Below are 13,611 nucleotides of genomic sequence, written 5' to 3' on the forward strand. Positions count from 1 at the left end.
GGTTCTCACTCCTTAAAAGGCAAGTCGGTACTGACCGTTGTCATATTGAGTAAACTTAATTTGCTCACTCTTTTTTAAATCTTTGTTGTACACTTTAACAATCGTTTCAATAATTTTAGGTATCGTATTTAAAAGCATCAATTCATCTTCGGTAACATTAATTGCAGTGACTAAACGTTTCGTATCCGCACCAGCATCATAAATATTTTTAATTGCCGATATGATTTTGCCTGTCGGTTTTTCCATTCTGAATCGCATGATGACGTCATCCGCAAACATATATGCATCTTCTTCATGTTTAACCTCGAATAGTCCATACTCTAAAATTTTGGCAACTGAATGCACTCTTAAATCTTTTGATTTACCTAGTATTCTGGTCGCTTGTGCCCAAGGCATTCCTGTATATTCCTTGAACTCTTTTAACTTCTCGTAATTTTCATTACCTTGCTTAATGTGATATTCTACGTGCTGCGGCGTCGTCCACTTCACAACATCAGAGTTCGCTTTTTGTAATGTATTTTCTTTCATATCTGTCTGAATAATGAATTGTACTGGCGCGCTTACTTCTTCGTGCGCTTTCAGTCTGTGCTGACCGTCTACCACGTTCATATGCTTGTCCACAATAATTGGCGGGAACGTATAACCTTCGTTGATAGACTCTTTTAATCGATTCACATGATTTTTACTAATATCTCTGTTTTCTTCTAAGAAATTAAAATCTTCATAGTTCGTTGTTTCGTAAACACTGTATGCGACTGGATAATCTTTTGTAATCATTATTTAGTCCTCCTAAAATAGTTCTAATTGTCCGCTTAGCGGCTGCCCTACCACCGTCACACTTAAATACCGTATGCCATTCCGTTTTACCATCGGACCGCTGCTAATCATCCTCACTTTGAATCTCAATGCGTTCCAGCAATCTTCGCAGGTTTTACGTTCTTCAATCACCTTCATATTTTCATCGTTATAATCGTAAAGAAACGGTAACTCGTCTTTAAACTGATTGCACTCTTCGCAGCATTTCATATAAAATCCATCAGACTAGTCTGTTCTCCTCTTAACGAATTCAGCTTTAAACCGTCCTTGTACGCTTCAAATTCTTCATAGGGTACAAATCTGTCACCGATGTACACATCGTCGTTGTACACCACTTCATAACCATTTTTAGCCTTAATGAATGTCGCTGTACCTATTGGGTCGATGCGATGGTTGTATAGGTTGAGTGTTTTAGCCATCTACAGCATTCCCTTCTCGACCAACGCATCTAACGAGTTTTTCAATTTAACTTCCACATACCTCATTGTTTTATATGTTTCTCCTGGCCACTCCGGATACGATGGGTCATGTAAATATGCCGGGTTAATATCACCTACATGCGTGCAATCGAATCCGTAAACATCATCGTGTTCGTAAGTAATGCCGCAATGAAAATGTTCGTTGATAATCTCGCGCGCATCATCAGTTACGCTGTCTAAGTGCAGGTATCCACATAGGTGTCCCATGCCTTTGATACGCTTTATTTCGCAAAAAACATTTTGATAGCTGAATGATTTATAATCGCCTTCGTCATTTATTTTTTGTTCAATTTGGTAATGATTTTCTAGTTCCATATTTACGCCCACTTTCTGAATGTATGTTCAAATAAATCTCTCGTGTAGTCGCTTGGCTTCCACTCTGCCGGTTTCACTGGTACATTCTTAAATACTTTAATCGCTTCTTTTCGTTCGTCATTCGTGGGTACAGGTGCAAATTTAGCTCCATGTGTGCGTTTTACTATCATCGTTTCACCCTCCAGTTTGATTAATGTTTTCGTTAAGTTGCGCTTCTTCGCTGCATTAGAACTTAAAAAGTTTAAAGTAACTAATTGCTCCCCGGTCACTTCCGCAATCTGATGCATCGTGCCTTCTGTAACAAATTCATCATTGAAGTAATACGCGTATATCTGTCTGCGTGTGCCGATCTCAATAACGGTATACTTCGAATGTCCTCGATTCGCCATAGCGCGCGCTCGTGATTCAGACACTCCCAACGCTGCTGCAATGTCTTTAATCGTGCCAGTAGCGATAAACGTATCGCCTTCGTAGGCTTCATATACTTTCATGACACTCCTCCTAACACTTCACGGCGCGAACATCTTCCAATGTCCGTCCGGTTTGTTTTAGTTTATTCAGCAGTGGCTTTGGAATCGGCATCGGGAAATCTTTTTCCTGCATCCTCATGTATTTAATGCGGCCAATAATTTGAAGTAGTTCCTCGCCCTCGATTTCCGGCTTTGGTGCCGGTCCATATACATGACTGGATTTCCGAACCGGTGTATTGATCGCACGCTCTTTCGTCCATCCCTGCTTAAATCTGCCTTGTAGTGTTTTATTTGCGATGCCATTCTGTCTTGCAGTATTGATATCGTCCTCTGTTAGCTCTACACCGTAGATGGTGCGTTTCCGATTAACTCTGGAATACCGTTCATGCGGCTGCATAGATATAGCTTCTTCTATCGGCCACCCTTTACTTAATCTGCTGCTTAACGTTTTAGTTTTAATGCCATTTTCTTCAGCAATTTGTTTTTGTCTTTCAGTCAAATCTCGTAAGCCTGTCATTGTCATCCCTCCAAAGATGCGCCAATACTTCCGCTAATTTCCTCCTAACATGCGATTGTGGTGTCTTTAATAACATTTGAATGTATTTGTCCCCGAATAAGTTCAATGCGTTTATATCGTCTTTTACGATGGTTTCTCGATTCAATAATTTATCAGCGAGCGCCATTTCCGGAGGAACGGCGACCTCGACTGGTTTTTTTAGAGTGTGCAGCATTATTTAACCCCTTTCATGCGGTAGTCGTCACCATCTATAACAATGGCTTTTGCTTTTTCCATCATTCGAGAAAAGACTCGATACAATGCCTGTGATGATCTGAATTGTTCGCTCGTTAAATTTGTCGTATAGATAGTGCATTTATTCCGTCGTGCATCGACTAATCGGAATAGTTCTGACACTTCCCACTCACTCATTCGATTTGCGCCGACATCATCTAAAATTAGTAAATCAGCTTCTTTTGCAAATTTGAAAATCGGATGGACTTGGTTTAAGTCTTTAAAGCCTTGTTTCAACTTATCTACATAGTCCGGCAGCGATATGAATAACACTTGATAATCCTGCGCTCTTAACTGATTGCGGACTGCAGCTGCGAGATGTGTTTTTCCTGTTCCAAAAGTACCCTGTACTAATAAGCAATTTGATTCAGATAACATCTCGTCAAAATGATTTGCATAGTAACGCATCTTTTTCGTTGCTTGCACTTGCTCATCGCTATTCGCCTGGTAATTATCGAATGTCTTTTCTTTGTAATCGCCATGCATAATACTCGCTTTCGCAAAAGCATCAGCTTTTATCTTTTTCTGTTGGTCGTTTACAAACTTGATGCGGTCACATATACATCCGGATTCATTCTCTTTCACTTCACCGTCTGCGAAAGTGATCTGCACAATTTTCAAATCTTTACCGCAACCGTCACACTTCTCGCCGGTATATTCGACTTCGGAATGCTTGATTTTGTTCTCGTGCATCATCTTTTTGATTTGTTCCATATCTGCCCTCCTCTAAAATCCTAGTTTTTCAGTTAAACTTTTTTCATAGTCAGTATTAAGATCGACTTCTTGGTGTCCGTTCTTGAAATTACCCACTTGTTTCCTACCTTTTTCTTGTACAATCTGTTTGTTGGTTTCGATGGCATCTTCTGAATACCGCTCTTGATTAATGAATACTTCTGGACCACATATAAATTGAATTTCGTCCTGTGTTTTTAGATAGATTTCAGTAGCTTTGAAGAATTGTTCTTCGCCGACTTCTTTAATAGCTTTATCGAATTTAGTTCTGACTTTCTTCTTGCTGCCGGTTTTCTTCGGATACAACTTCCACCATTTTTCAAAGAGCGCGATATCTTTCTCTTGATGGTTATTCTTATTGATAGTGTTATTAATGGAAGTGTTATTATTAGTGGTTATGTTTTCCGTCGTCGGTTTTTCCGTCGTCGGTTTTTCCGTCGTCGCAAAACGTAACGTCGGTATAAACTCGATAGTGTAGACGTTATGAGTGAATTGACTGCCCTGCTGCCGCTCTTGACTAACTGTGATATATCCCTTTTCTTCCAATAATCTTCGATGCTTATTAAACCGTTGCCGAGATATTCCTAAGAAGTCCGTTATATATTCAACAGTTGGATAAGCGGAGTTTCCATTACCTGAATAACTTGCAATGAAGGAATAAATCGCTTTAGCTTCGATACTCAAATCCTTATCTTTCATCACTTTCTTAGGTATGATGCCGTATCCCTCACTCATAACACCCTTTAATTCAATGCGATCTTGCTTCGACACTTTTATCACCCCTTATATATTTTTCTAATTTCATCTCCGTAAGTTTTATCCGTTACAAACTCCATGATTTCGTTTACACACTTCTTAGGACTCTTATAGATTTCAGAACCCGTAAATCTCATAACGTAATATCCTTCATTCAATAAAAATCTATCTCGAGACTTATCTTTCTGCGCCTGCTCTTTGGTTTTTTCGTGGTAATCATGCCCGTCGCACTCAATGACAAGTCTTACGCTCTTATCGTCATCTTCTAGGAATAACACTTCATATAAAAAATCTACTTTTATATAAGAGTCACCCTTATCGATTTTGAATTGCGGAGTTAAAACTTCGTTGTACCTCTCGTCGAAATTTCCGTATACAATCGAACTCTTCAGTTGGATAAACAACAATTCTTCAATGGGTGAGTCAGTATTTTTTACGCTGCTCGGACTAACGTATTCTTTCCCGTCGATAATATGAGCACCCTCCACCATTTCTTTAAAAGACGTCAAAATTTCTTCCATCACTTCATCGTATCTACTCATTCTCATCACTCCATATATATTTTTGATATCATTATGATATCTTGTATTTATATTATATCAAAGTGATATCACCTTTACAACATTAAGTTATCTTGCTATTATTAAGTTAATAAAGAATTTATAGGAGGATTCTTATGGCTGTGTCTGATGAAAAAACTAGAACGTTAATAACTATCTTAAAAACTGATAAAGAAAAACTTGAAGATATCGCTGCAAAAGAAAATCGCAGTTTCAATCAACAGGTTAATCACATCTTGCAACAGTTCTTAAAAGATCAGAGTGCCAATTAGGCACTCTTTTTTATTTAAAATGGAAGATCATCATCATTCACATCTACTGGTCCGCCATTTTCAAATGGATTCGGTTCAACCGGTCGATTTCCTCGCGCTTGCTGCGGCTGATCGTTTCCGTAAGCTGGTTTGTAGCTACTTTGATTATTGTTAGATTGCTGATTGCCACTCTTCGGCTCCAGGAACTGAACGCTTTCACACACAACTTCAGTTACATAAACACGCTGTCCATCTTTGTTTTCATAGTTCCTAGTTTGAATACGTCCATCGATTCCACATAAGCTACCTTTCTTTAGGTACTGGTTCACGTTCTCTGCTTGTTTACGGAAGGTTACGCAGTTAATAAAATCTGCACTCTGTTCGCCGTCTTTGCTTGTAAATGGTCGATTGACTGCTAAATTAAAACTTGTGACTGCAATATTAGATTGACTGACCCTTAATTCAGGGTCTTTAGTCAATCTGCCTACTAATACAACTCTATTGAGCATCTGTTGCACCTTCTTCCATTTGTGGATAATCTGCGACAACTTCTGGCATATCAACATAGCTATCATCGTCAGGAGTAATATCCTTAATGCTTCTACCTACACCTTCGTCATGCGATACTGCTGTTTGCATTTCTACTGAGACCGGAAGGTATTTCCACATGTAACGGATCACTGTCTTCTTCGCCATTTCTTCATAATCTGTTGCCCATGGAGAATACTTACTGTTGCCTGCTTTACTTCTTGCTCTGCGTTTTTCAATTTCTGACTTCGGCATATACTCAAATTGATAGCCACCGTCTTTAAAGTGAGCCACTGCATAAGCACCTTTGAATGCTCCTCTGTCATCTTCTGTCGGTACATGTTTCAAATCACTGTGCAAACCGAGCTGATAATCAAATTCATCATTCTCATAGACTGCGTGCGCATAAATCGATTGGATATGTCCAGATCGTCTCGCTAAATCAATCATTCCTCGGTAGCCGATGATAAACGTAACGTCTGTCGTGCCCTTCTTATTGTTTCTGAATGGTAAGAAGTAGCAGTGACCCATTGGTCCTGGTTCAAGACCGAGTTGTGCAGATTGCATCACTGCACCAAGTAAGCTCGATACATCGGCTTCTTTTAGCTGTGGTGTCGTTCTAATAACCGTTGTCGCCATTCTTGTCATACGTTCAATGCTCATGTGCTGCGGAAGTGCCTGTGCCATTGCCGGTGCCATCTGGTCGATATAGTCCCCGATTGTTTTTGGTTTGTTACCTTGTGCGACTTCGTTTTGCTTTTGCGTTGCTACCTGCTGTTTTAAAGTTTCATTCGTTGCCATAATTATTGTTCCTCCTTGATTTGTTTGATTCTTAATACTCTGTATTCCGATTCTTTATAGAACTGATCAATCACATCTTTGCCGTACTTTTTTTCCAGTGCTTTCTTATCTATGCTGCGGCGAGTCTGCTGTTTCCATGTCGCAATATATGCTTCTGTTTTGCCTGCTGCATTATGTCCAAGCGAATCTTTCAACTGATTCTCATATTTCTTTTGCAGTTGCTGTTTTTCTTTAATATCTTCTTTGATACTTTCTATAGCTTTCATCAACGTATCGGCTTCTGAACCCAACTCAATCTCTTCATTATCAATATCTTGATACATATGATTAATGAAGTCCGATGTGGCTTCACTTCCATCAATCTCTGGAATAACGTTTGCTTGAACATTGTTCTCCCAGAACTCTTTTTCAGCATCAATGATAATTTGAATCAGTTCATCGTCTCTTTCAATTTCTTTCCAGATAAATGATTGGCCACCAATTAAAACAGCGATATATGCCTTCTCAAAGCCTGTGACAGCCATGTAATGTTGAATCTGACACAAATACTGTGCCGGCACGTTATCGTCTTCCCATTGCTCTGCGTTGTACTGTGAGGTAGTTTTACATTCGAGTAATGCTTTCTCACCGACGACAACACGGTCCAGGTTAGCCATCATAAAATGATGCTCAGGATGTCTTAGCATTCTGTTATCTCTACGCACTTTCTTACCGGTACGTGCTGCAAATTCTTCTGCCACCACGTCTTCTAAAACGTTCCCGAAATGAATTGCATCATTGCTGATTTCTTGAATCATCTCCGGATTCGTTTTTTCAAAGAACAACTGTGTTTTAGACTTCCATTTGTTCACTCCAAGTATTGTCCCAGCGTCACTGCCGCCGATACCTGTCATGCGCTCCTGTAGCCATTCTTCACGTGTTAAATCTTTTATATTGACTAGCTCTGCCATGATTTATCCTCCTGTGGTAGAATTGGTTTATAGTATTTTTTCTTGACGACCGGTCTGCCAACCGGTCGTTTTTTCATTTCTTCAGGTATTGCACTTTTCTTTAACGACTGTGCAATTTGGAAAAATTGATTTCTGTAAAAATCTGCTTCACCTTTATAGAAAGAAAGCTCCTTTCTTAATTCTGCGTTTTCTGTTTCCAGTCGCTGCACATCTTTTCCAAACTCATAAGATAAATCTCTGAAGAATGTCATTTCATTAGATTTCTGCATGTTGCAAAGCCTCCATAATTGAGTAGTAGTCTTCTACAGATAAACCACCTTCGCTATATACAATGTCTACTCGTTTCATAGCGTATTGCACAGCATCTTGGGATTGTTGAAAATCTTGTTGAAGCGCTTCGAGTTCTGATTTTTCGATAGTAGGTGCTGACATTTTTAGTCCTCCTCATCTAAGTAATTTTGAAACACTTCCAAGATTTCTTCTAATTCGTTAACCACGCCATAACCCTCAAGGTAAAAACTACTTTCGAATATTTTATGAGTGAAATTACTCTCTTTATCAAAACCGACTCTCACGTTCAATTCGTTGACATGTCCGTGAAAATTGATAAACACTGATTTATCTGTAAAACGATTCACTTCAAGCCCAAGACTCATAACTTTTTCTGTTAACTCTTTGATTTCGTCTGTAATACTGTAATCCCTCACCATTCGTCCCCCTCCTCATTCAGTCCGTAAATATTTGCGTATTCTTCATCTAGCTGCGGATCAATGACAGTCGTTCTGTAAAGCATGATTGAGCTGAAAAATATTACTGTGATTAGAAATATTGGTACAACTACTTTTAAGTCATTCTTCATTACGACACCTCTTTTTTCTGTAGCATATGCACCATTTCCGGAAACAATTCTTCTATTGTTTTGCCATAGTGCTGTGCCAGAATAAATGCTTCTGCTAAATCAAAATTTGTTATTGCGTTTTCTCGATTCCAGTACGATGCTTTGCTTAGTCCAATTAACTTACCAACATCCGCTGTGGACTCTCCTGCTTCGTTCCGTGCAATGTACAACTGATAAAACTTTTTCATTTATATTCTCCTTTCCATTCGCAACTTCGCATCCCGATTCTGATTCAGCTGCTGCGGTTTAATCTGATAATCTTGCATCAGCCGATTTACGAATCCTGTGCCTTCGAACAGGACATCTTGTAACTCTGAAATCATGTGATGCAGTCCTTCTTTTTCATCTTGTGTCAGATGCTCTGGCTGTTTGTCTAATCGATTGCGGTGTAGCACTTCCATAAACTCATCGATTTCCTTTTGAATCCGGAATACATAGGACATGCGGTGTCCGTCATAGACACGATCTGATGGTGTTGGCAATGTGTGTCCGCCGGTCATTTCATAGGCTACGTCGTTTAATAAATTGGCATCTGATGCATTGGATAGTGCGGCGCTGCACATCGTTTGTGTCATTGGCTTCTGACCACTCTCTACACGGCTGATGTAGGATTTGTCTACGTGTAACTGATTGGCTACTTGCTGCTGCGTTAAGTTGTTTCGTTGTCTGTATTTGGAAATTATTGTTGGCATCTGTTGTCCTCCTGACAATTTATATAGATTGATTGTTGATTCGGATAACTCGTATACTGTGTATAGAGTTAATTAAGTTAGTCGCATAACTGATAACTCATCTAGTGCTAACCAATTGGTCGTTGGTTAGTACTTCCTCAAAAGAGTGATACTCTTTCCGCATTGAGTTTCTTCACTTGTTATCTTTTATTAATTTAGAAAGCATTTCTTTATCGATATTGCCTTCGCTGTATTTTTCTCCGAGCATCGTTTCTGTTAAAGAAAGCCCTTGCGTTTTATTACTTTGGCTATCAATTTTTAAACGGAATATAACTTTATTCACCAAGTCAAGTGCTGCAGGCTCTTCTGCTAATTCCATTTCATTCATTACATCTGAAATATGTTCAACATATTCATCCATTGCTTTCGATTTGCCGGTTATAAAACCAATTTCCCAAGCTCTTTGCCAAAACTTAACTTTTTCCATTTAAGAAACCTCCTGTTCAATCATTGGTAAGATATTGTTTTGCTTGAGTAATTCATACAGGAATAATCTTCCGTTCTGTGTCCACTTGGTATGCATTCTTACCGATGTACTACCATCTTTATGTTCAATCTCTGTCGTGTCCGAATGTGTTAAACCTTTACTGTGGTGTTTCGAGTAAAGTAACCATTGACCAGATTGTTTGTATTGAACTTTTAGATCGTGCAGTAACTTGTTGAGCGCCTGCGCTGACATTCCGTAATCTTTTGCGATTTGCCCGATTGTAACTAAGCTCTTGTTTTGTAAAATGTTGTCGTAGTAGCTTGCTTTAGGCTTCATTTCACTAATGCGTTGCCTGCTGATTTCAGTTTCGAGTCTTAATCTTTCGTTCTCTTCCTCTTTAGCTACTAATTCGAGTAACGCTTCTTTATAAGTAGTCGGAAGTTTGAGCGTTTGATTCTTGATGTGGTCTTCCATTTCGTTAAATTTGTTGATGTAATTCATTTTGAAATCGTTGTGCCCTTGAATATTGAACATGTAAAGTGTGAATCCATCTTTAGTAAGTAGGTACTCTGTTCTTAGCTCACCTTTTTTATCTCGGTATTCATTATCAATAATCAACGAACGAACATTATCGTCGGTTAAAATTCTTCTAATCTGGTTTATAACGTCGCCATGTCTCTTTCCGATTTGCTCCGCTACCACTCTGCTGCTTACGACAAGACCGAAATCTTCTTTGTTTTCAATTTGTATTTCTGCTAATTGATTCATGTCATTCCTCCTAATTAACGCAAAATGCGTAAATTTAAACTAAAATTTTTTCATTTGGAAATAACTCTTCCAGTGGTTCGTTAAGAATTTCTGACAACTTATATGCCATGTCTAACTTCGGCACGTAATTCTTATCCTTTTCGATGCTGTTGTAGTAGGACGATGTTTTGTACCCTAACTTCAATGCAACGTGTGTCTGCGTGATACCTTTAGACTTGCGTATTTCTTCTAGTCTATGAGCCATTTAAACCCCTCCTTCCATTTAGTCGTCCATATCATGAATGATTCATCGCAATGGCTTAATGTATTGATGCGCGGCTCATATCATCGCTCACTCTCGCTAGTCATTCATCATATCGCCGACTAAATTTTAATGCGTAATGCGTAACTCTTAATTAGCATTATACTGACGCATTTCGCGTAAGTCAACACTTTTATTACGCTTTTTGAAAAATATATTTCTCTTAACGCATTAAAAGGCTACAATTAGCATAAATTCACATATGAAAGAGAGCAATGAATATGGATGTAAACCGATTAATCTCATTAAGGGAACGCAAAGGCTGGTCTAAGACTGAAGCAGCTAGACGTTTAAATATAGCTACGAGCACTTACTCCGGCTATGAATACGGTCATCGTAAGCCTGATAATGATATGTTAGTAGAAATATCCGAGCTCTACGATGTGACTACTGATTACTTATTAGGTAAAAGCGATGTTGCCAATGATCCATCCGACGACTTCGATGCTTTCATGTTTGAGGATAAAGAAGCGTTTGATGCCCTGCCTGATGATGTAAAACAGGAACTGATTAAAGAGATAAACGATAAGATTGAGTTTTTAGCATACAAGCAGAAGAATAAAGATAAGTAATTGGGGCTATGCCCTATTATTTATAGATTGCAATTACATATATTACAATTAGAGGGGGATTTTGAATGTCAGAAGAAGAACGTAAGCAACAGAAGAAACGGGGCGGTTGTCTCAAATGGGTATTAATCATTTTCGGTGTACTCATTCTATTAGGCGCTTGTGGTGCGCTATTAGGTGGTGGGGATAACGCTACTAATACGACTCCAGAAGAAGCTACCAAAGAATCAGAAGAGCCTGCAGAAGAAGTGGAAACGGAAAGCGGCGAACAAGAAGAATCTGCAGAAGAAGATGAAGAGGTAGTTGAAGAGGATGAAGCTGTTGAAACAGTTGGCATCGGCGAAACATTAACTGTTGATGATATTGATTTTACTGTAAATGATATGTATCAACAAGATAGCGTAGGTGACGTTATAGCTTCAAATGCAAACGATACTTATCTAATCTTAGATGTCTCCGTGACAAACAACCAAAATGAGGCAGTAACGCTCATGGATAGTTACTTCAAGATAGTCGATGGCGAAACAGTATTTGAACCAGACGGCACTGCATCAATGACAGCTAACCAAGCGATTAGCCCAGATAATTTAGGACTACTCGCAGAAGAAATAAATCCTGGATCTTCACGAGATGCATTAATTGTGTATGATATAACTCAAAGTGTCATAGACAGTCAAAGCAAGCAATTGCAAGTTCAGTCCGGAATGTTCGGTACTGAAACAGGAATCATAAATCTACAATAAGCAATACACCAGCTGACCACTGGAAGAATGAACATATTCAAGGTGGTCAGCACTTTTTTAAACTTCAAACCGAACATACGTTCTAAAATAAAGGGGTTTTCACATGAGAATTGAAGATAAAGTAAATGAAATCGTAGAATTATCAATATTAGATGTAATGGATTTATCAGTAGAACATCTCTCTTATATGTTCGATGTCCATATTTTATATAATCATCAATCTAACTTTTATGTTCAAAAAGCCGGTGTCGATATTATCGGTTTAAAATTTGATAAGCGACATGAGATGTTTAAAGCGTTCTGTCATGAAGCCGGTCATATGTTTTTACATGCGACCAATCAAAAGGCGATGCCGCAAACGTTTAACCAGCTGCAGGAAGCTGAAGCTGAGAAGTTCGCCCTACTCTTACAATTACCGGAGAATTTAATCATTAAGAATAAATGGTATGAACCAATCGATTTAATGAAGGAATTTAACGTATCTGAGGAGATTGCGATTAAAAGATTACAGATGTTAAAGAGTCGCGCAGAAGTCTTGCAGCTGCAATTTTAGGAGGGAATACAATGCCTGTATATGAAGCGAGTAATGGTACATGGTATGTGAAATTAAGTTATATCGATGAGTTCGGGGATAGAAAGTATAAGACAAAGCGGAATCTCCCGACACGGGGTAAAGCTAGAAAGTGGGAAGATGAGTTTTTCATCAAGCTGCAGGAAGGAGAATCGTCAGACTACCTATCATTTACAGTCCTGTCTGAACATTATATTGAGTGGTATTCCAAGCGGAGAAAACCATCCAGTATTAAGACGATAAAGAACTATGTCAATAATCATCTGGATCCGTACTTTAAGAAGATGAACGTCTACCGTATGAGTACGAAAGATATATTGAATTTTCACGACCACATGACAAATAAGATATTCAGAGATAAGCCGTTGAAGAAAGGTTATATCCAGGATGTACACACGGCGCTGAGCAGCATCTTAAATCACGGGGTAAAATTCTATGATTTGAAGAAGAATGTTGCAGCACTGGCAGGGAATATCGAAAATGACGAGACACCGAGTTGGGATTACTGGACCTTGAATGAATTTGAATACTTCTATAATCAAGTTGACGACATTCTAATTAAGACATACTACCGCCTGCTCTTCTTTAGTGGACTGCGCCACGGAGAACTTCGCGCACTTACCTGGAATGATGTGAACCTAATTGATGGCTATGTCGATATTAACAAGACGAATTACAACGGCAAGGTGCATACACCAAAAACTAAAACATCTATCCGAAAAGTATATATCCCAAAACATGTGATTAATTTATTACATGAATATAAAATATGGTACCAAAGTGAAAAGGAATATAAAGATGATTATGTGGTGTTTGGTAATTTCTATAAAGCATATGGGGAAAGTACAATACCGAAAAGGTACGATAAGATAATGGATGAAATAGATTTAAAAAGAATTAAGACACATGAGTTTCGACATTCACATGCTTCTGATTGTATTAACCGGTTAAGGATGGATCGCGAAACTTTAGCAAAACGCTTAGGACATTCTTCATCAATTACAATCGAAAAAATATATGGTCACTTGTATCCGAGCACAGAAAAAGATGCCATTTTAGACCTTTAAGGGGTCAGAAAGGGGTCAAACGGGGGTCAAGACAAAAAGAAAAGGCTCAACCACTAGGGTTAAGCCTTGTTTAGCGGAGATGGAGAGA

Annotated in this window: 26 protein-coding genes and 1 pseudogene; 5 read left to right on the top strand and 22 right to left on the bottom strand. The window is 38.7% G+C overall.

The window, feature by feature from the left end; translation table 11 throughout:
* Positions 1-12: 12 nt before the first annotated feature.
* The 9 genes from H625_RS0107465 to H625_RS0107510 all read right to left on the bottom strand — a co-directional run bounded on the left by H625_RS0107465 (position 13) and on the right by H625_RS0107510 (position 4,900).
* A complete protein-coding gene (locus H625_RS0107465; protein WP_026859369.1) occupies positions 13-777 on the bottom strand; it encodes a ParB N-terminal domain-containing protein in 765 nt (254 codons plus the stop codon).
* 12 nt (positions 778-789) lie between these two features.
* The gene (locus H625_RS0107470; protein WP_026859370.1) at positions 790-1,026 is read right to left on the bottom strand and encodes a hypothetical protein; all 237 of its coding nucleotides are present in this window, start codon (positions 1,024-1,026) and stop codon (positions 790-792) included.
* The gene (locus H625_RS0107475) at positions 1,023-1,235 is read right to left on the bottom strand and encodes a hypothetical protein (RefSeq protein ID WP_026859371.1); all 213 of its coding nucleotides are present in this window, start codon (positions 1,233-1,235) and stop codon (positions 1,023-1,025) included. The genes H625_RS0107470 and H625_RS0107475 overlap by 4 nt, the downstream gene beginning before the upstream one ends.
* Entirely contained in the window at positions 1,236-1,610 is a 375-nt protein-coding gene (locus H625_RS0107480; protein WP_026859372.1) for a hypothetical protein, read from the bottom strand. It abuts the gene before it with no gap.
* 2 nt (positions 1,611-1,612) lie between these two features.
* Entirely contained in the window at positions 1,613-2,101 is a 489-nt protein-coding gene (locus H625_RS0107485) for a hypothetical protein (protein ID WP_026859373.1), read from the bottom strand.
* A gap of 10 nt (positions 2,102-2,111) precedes the next feature.
* Entirely contained in the window at positions 2,112-2,597 is a 486-nt protein-coding gene (locus tag H625_RS13245) for a hypothetical protein (RefSeq protein ID WP_051239019.1), read from the bottom strand.
* Between the two features lie 213 nt (positions 2,598-2,810).
* Positions 2,811-3,566: an ATP-binding protein gene (locus H625_RS0107500; protein ID WP_169516123.1), complete on the bottom strand. Its 756-nt coding sequence runs from the start codon at positions 3,564-3,566 to the stop codon at positions 2,811-2,813.
* A gap of 30 nt (positions 3,567-3,596) precedes the next feature.
* The gene (locus H625_RS13250; RefSeq protein WP_051239020.1) at positions 3,597-4,373 is read right to left on the bottom strand and encodes a helix-turn-helix domain-containing protein; all 777 of its coding nucleotides are present in this window, start codon (positions 4,371-4,373) and stop codon (positions 3,597-3,599) included.
* Between the two features lie 5 nt (positions 4,374-4,378).
* A complete protein-coding gene (locus tag H625_RS0107510; protein ID WP_026859376.1) occupies positions 4,379-4,900 on the bottom strand; it encodes an endonuclease domain-containing protein in 522 nt (173 codons plus the stop codon).
* Positions 4,901-5,034: 134 nt separating this feature from the next.
* Between H625_RS0107510 and H625_RS13605 the strand changes: the two genes are divergently transcribed.
* Positions 5,035-5,190, top strand: a complete 156-nt coding sequence (locus H625_RS13605) for a DNA-binding protein (protein ID WP_156897206.1) — start codon at positions 5,035-5,037, stop codon at positions 5,188-5,190.
* A gap of 14 nt (positions 5,191-5,204) precedes the next feature.
* On the opposite strand, the gene ssb is transcribed toward H625_RS13605, so the two are convergent.
* The 13 genes and pseudogenes from ssb to H625_RS0107575 all read right to left on the bottom strand — a co-directional run bounded on the left by ssb (position 5,205) and on the right by H625_RS0107575 (position 10,516).
* Positions 5,205-5,678, bottom strand: coding sequence for a single-stranded DNA-binding protein (ssb, locus tag H625_RS0107520; RefSeq protein WP_026859377.1), 474 nt, complete (start codon positions 5,676-5,678; stop codon positions 5,205-5,207).
* Entirely contained in the window at positions 5,668-6,498 is an 831-nt protein-coding gene (recT, locus tag H625_RS0107525) for a recombination protein RecT (protein ID WP_026859378.1), read from the bottom strand. The genes ssb and recT overlap by 11 nt, the downstream gene beginning before the upstream one ends.
* A gap of 2 nt (positions 6,499-6,500) precedes the next feature.
* Positions 6,501-7,448, bottom strand: a complete 948-nt coding sequence (locus H625_RS0107530; RefSeq protein WP_051239021.1) for a YqaJ viral recombinase family nuclease — start codon at positions 7,446-7,448, stop codon at positions 6,501-6,503.
* A complete protein-coding gene (locus H625_RS0107535; protein WP_026859380.1) occupies positions 7,436-7,717 on the bottom strand; it encodes a hypothetical protein in 282 nt (93 codons plus the stop codon). The genes H625_RS0107530 and H625_RS0107535 overlap by 13 nt, the downstream gene beginning before the upstream one ends.
* Positions 7,704-7,880, bottom strand: a complete 177-nt coding sequence (locus tag H625_RS13610) for a hypothetical protein (protein WP_156897207.1) — start codon at positions 7,878-7,880, stop codon at positions 7,704-7,706. The genes H625_RS0107535 and H625_RS13610 overlap by 14 nt, the downstream gene beginning before the upstream one ends.
* 2 nt (positions 7,881-7,882) lie before the next feature.
* Positions 7,883-8,158: a hypothetical protein gene (locus H625_RS0107545; RefSeq protein ID WP_026859381.1), complete on the bottom strand. Its 276-nt coding sequence runs from the start codon at positions 8,156-8,158 to the stop codon at positions 7,883-7,885.
* Positions 8,152-8,307: a hypothetical protein gene (locus tag H625_RS13615; protein ID WP_156897208.1), complete on the bottom strand. Its 156-nt coding sequence runs from the start codon at positions 8,305-8,307 to the stop codon at positions 8,152-8,154. The genes H625_RS0107545 and H625_RS13615 overlap by 7 nt, the downstream gene beginning before the upstream one ends.
* On the bottom strand, positions 8,307-8,534 hold the full coding sequence (locus H625_RS0107555; RefSeq protein ID WP_035785450.1) for a helix-turn-helix domain-containing protein: 228 nt from the start codon (positions 8,532-8,534) through the stop codon (positions 8,307-8,309). Before H625_RS0107555 ends, H625_RS13615 begins: the two co-directional genes overlap by 1 nt.
* On the bottom strand, positions 8,535-8,921 hold the full coding sequence (locus tag H625_RS0107560; RefSeq protein ID WP_245573120.1) for a hypothetical protein: 387 nt from the start codon (positions 8,919-8,921) through the stop codon (positions 8,535-8,537).
* 3 nt (positions 8,922-8,924) lie between these two features.
* Positions 8,925-9,038 (bottom strand): annotated as a pseudogene (locus H625_RS14030) (helix-turn-helix domain-containing protein); the annotation flags it as partial.
* A gap of 172 nt (positions 9,039-9,210) precedes the next feature.
* Complete coding sequence (locus H625_RS0107565) at positions 9,211-9,504, bottom strand: hypothetical protein (RefSeq protein ID WP_026859384.1); 294 nt, start codon at positions 9,502-9,504, stop codon at positions 9,211-9,213.
* A complete protein-coding gene (locus H625_RS0107570; protein WP_026859385.1) occupies positions 9,505-10,272 on the bottom strand; it encodes a phage regulatory protein/antirepressor Ant in 768 nt (255 codons plus the stop codon). It lies immediately after the preceding gene.
* Between the two features lie 34 nt (positions 10,273-10,306).
* Positions 10,307-10,516 (bottom strand): helix-turn-helix transcriptional regulator, encoded by a 210-nt coding sequence (locus H625_RS0107575; protein WP_026859386.1) that lies wholly within the window; start codon positions 10,514-10,516, stop codon positions 10,307-10,309.
* 278 nt (positions 10,517-10,794) lie between these two features.
* Between H625_RS0107575 and H625_RS0107580 the strand changes: the two genes are divergently transcribed.
* From H625_RS0107580 to H625_RS0107595, 4 genes are all read left to right on the top strand, one after another.
* The gene (locus H625_RS0107580) at positions 10,795-11,145 is read left to right on the top strand and encodes a helix-turn-helix domain-containing protein (RefSeq protein WP_051239022.1); all 351 of its coding nucleotides are present in this window, start codon (positions 10,795-10,797) and stop codon (positions 11,143-11,145) included.
* 65 nt (positions 11,146-11,210) lie between these two features.
* Positions 11,211-11,885, top strand: a complete 675-nt coding sequence (locus H625_RS0107585; protein ID WP_026859388.1) for a DUF4352 domain-containing protein — start codon at positions 11,211-11,213, stop codon at positions 11,883-11,885.
* A gap of 103 nt (positions 11,886-11,988) precedes the next feature.
* The gene (locus tag H625_RS0107590; protein ID WP_026859389.1) at positions 11,989-12,438 is read left to right on the top strand and encodes an ImmA/IrrE family metallo-endopeptidase; all 450 of its coding nucleotides are present in this window, start codon (positions 11,989-11,991) and stop codon (positions 12,436-12,438) included.
* 11 nt (positions 12,439-12,449) lie between these two features.
* Positions 12,450-13,523, top strand: a complete 1,074-nt coding sequence (locus tag H625_RS0107595; protein WP_035785454.1) for a tyrosine-type recombinase/integrase — start codon at positions 12,450-12,452, stop codon at positions 13,521-13,523.
* The last annotated feature ends 88 nt before the right edge of the window (positions 13,524-13,611 follow it).

It is taken from the genome of Jeotgalicoccus psychrophilus DSM 19085 (assembly GCF_000425845.1).
Taxonomy (GTDB): Bacteria; Bacillota; Bacilli; order Staphylococcales; family Salinicoccaceae; genus Jeotgalicoccus; species Jeotgalicoccus psychrophilus.

What these genes read in the sequence shown, in the direction of transcription:
- H625_RS0107565 (WP_026859384.1), bottom strand. Translation starts at nt 9,504, where the DNA reads ATGGAAAAAGTTAAGTTTTGGCAAAGAGCTTGGGAAATTGGTTTTATA.
- H625_RS0107580 (WP_051239022.1), top strand. Translation starts at nt 10,795, where the DNA reads ATGGATGTAAACCGATTAATCTCATTAAGGGAACGCAAAGGCTGGTCT.
- H625_RS0107590 (WP_026859389.1), top strand. Translation starts at nt 11,989, where the DNA reads ATGAGAATTGAAGATAAAGTAAATGAAATCGTAGAATTATCAATATTA.
- H625_RS0107535 (WP_026859380.1), bottom strand. Translation starts at nt 7,717, where the DNA reads ATGCAGAAATCTAATGAAATGACATTCTTCAGAGATTTATCTTATGAG.
- H625_RS0107510 (WP_026859376.1), bottom strand. Translation starts at nt 4,900, where the DNA reads ATGAGTAGATACGATGAAGTGATGGAAGAAATTTTGACGTCTTTTAAA.
- H625_RS13610 (WP_156897207.1), bottom strand. Translation starts at nt 7,880, where the DNA reads ATGTCAGCACCTACTATCGAAAAATCAGAACTCGAAGCGCTTCAACAA.
- H625_RS13245 (WP_051239019.1), bottom strand. Translation starts at nt 2,597, where the DNA reads ATGACAGGCTTACGAGATTTGACTGAAAGACAAAAACAAATTGCTGAA.
- H625_RS0107585 (WP_026859388.1), top strand. Translation starts at nt 11,211, where the DNA reads ATGTCAGAAGAAGAACGTAAGCAACAGAAGAAACGGGGCGGTTGTCTC.
- H625_RS13615 (WP_156897208.1), bottom strand. Translation starts at nt 8,307, where the DNA reads ATGAAGAATGACTTAAAAGTAGTTGTACCAATATTTCTAATCACAGTA.
- H625_RS0107530 (WP_051239021.1), bottom strand. Translation starts at nt 7,448, where the DNA reads ATGGCAGAGCTAGTCAATATAAAAGATTTAACACGTGAAGAATGGCTA.
- H625_RS0107560 (WP_245573120.1), bottom strand. Translation starts at nt 8,921, where the DNA reads ATGACACAAACGATGTGCAGCGCCGCACTATCCAATGCATCAGATGCC.
- H625_RS0107595 (WP_035785454.1), top strand. Translation starts at nt 12,450, where the DNA reads ATGCCTGTATATGAAGCGAGTAATGGTACATGGTATGTGAAATTAAGT.
- H625_RS0107475 (WP_026859371.1), bottom strand. Translation starts at nt 1,235, where the DNA reads ATGGCTAAAACACTCAACCTATACAACCATCGCATCGACCCAATAGGT.
- H625_RS0107555 (WP_035785450.1), bottom strand. Translation starts at nt 8,534, where the DNA reads ATGAAAAAGTTTTATCAGTTGTACATTGCACGGAACGAAGCAGGAGAG.
- H625_RS13605 (WP_156897206.1), top strand. Translation starts at nt 5,035, where the DNA reads ATGGCTGTGTCTGATGAAAAAACTAGAACGTTAATAACTATCTTAAAA.
- H625_RS0107570 (WP_026859385.1), bottom strand. Translation starts at nt 10,272, where the DNA reads ATGAATCAATTAGCAGAAATACAAATTGAAAACAAAGAAGATTTCGGT.
- H625_RS0107545 (WP_026859381.1), bottom strand. Translation starts at nt 8,158, where the DNA reads ATGGTGAGGGATTACAGTATTACAGACGAAATCAAAGAGTTAACAGAA.
- ssb (WP_026859377.1), bottom strand. Translation starts at nt 5,678, where the DNA reads ATGCTCAATAGAGTTGTATTAGTAGGCAGATTGACTAAAGACCCTGAA.
- H625_RS0107465 (WP_026859369.1), bottom strand. Translation starts at nt 777, where the DNA reads ATGATTACAAAAGATTATCCAGTCGCATACAGTGTTTACGAAACAACG.
- H625_RS0107485 (WP_026859373.1), bottom strand. Translation starts at nt 2,101, where the DNA reads ATGAAAGTATATGAAGCCTACGAAGGCGATACGTTTATCGCTACTGGC.
- H625_RS0107470 (WP_026859370.1), bottom strand. Translation starts at nt 1,026, where the DNA reads ATGAAATGCTGCGAAGAGTGCAATCAGTTTAAAGACGAGTTACCGTTT.
- H625_RS0107575 (WP_026859386.1), bottom strand. Translation starts at nt 10,516, where the DNA reads ATGGCTCATAGACTAGAAGAAATACGCAAGTCTAAAGGTATCACGCAG.
- H625_RS0107500 (WP_169516123.1), bottom strand. Translation starts at nt 3,566, where the DNA reads ATGATGCACGAGAACAAAATCAAGCATTCCGAAGTCGAATATACCGGC.
- recT (WP_026859378.1), bottom strand. Translation starts at nt 6,498, where the DNA reads ATGGCAACGAATGAAACTTTAAAACAGCAGGTAGCAACGCAAAAGCAA.
- H625_RS0107480 (WP_026859372.1), bottom strand. Translation starts at nt 1,610, where the DNA reads ATGGAACTAGAAAATCATTACCAAATTGAACAAAAAATAAATGACGAA.